The organism is Mycetohabitans sp. B3 (genome assembly GCF_021498065.1).
Classification (GTDB): domain Bacteria; phylum Pseudomonadota; class Gammaproteobacteria; order Burkholderiales; family Burkholderiaceae; genus Mycetohabitans.
Map to the genome: position 1 here is coordinate 1 of NZ_JAHLKN010000151.1, position 474 is coordinate 474.

General features: G+C 61.6%; 1 pseudogene. It reads left to right on the forward strand.

Going from position 1 to position 474, the window contains the following annotated elements:
* A pseudogene (locus KQH55_RS16035) lies at positions 1-474 on the forward strand (IS3 family transposase); the annotation flags it as partial.

The following is a 474-nucleotide window of genomic DNA, read 5'->3' on the forward strand; positions in this document are numbered from 1 at the left end:
TGAATCCGAACCAGCTATTTCACTGGCGCAAACTGTATCAGGACGGGAGCCTGTCGGCGGTTAAGGCTGGTGAGGAGGTTATACCGGCGTCGGAACTGGCCGACGCACTCAAGCAGGTTCGGGAACTGCAACGACTGCTGGGCAAGAAGACCATGGAGAACGAGATTGTGCGCGAGGCAGTTGAATACGGGCGAGCAAAAAAGTGGATTGCGCGCTCGCCCTGGCTGCCGGAGGACGACCAGTGAAGCAGGTCTGCGAAGTTCTCGGCGTGGCGCGCTTCAATGTGGTGACGAAACTGTCTCGTCCGGCACAGTGGCGGGATGGACGCCGGTGGCGACGGATGGACGATGGTGCTTTGGTCGAGAAAATCCGGCTGGTGGTGGCCGAGTTGCCCAGCTATGGCTACCGGCACGTCTGGGGCGTCCTGCGCCGTGAATGCAGTGGAGCCGGCCTGGCACCGGTCAACGCCAAGCG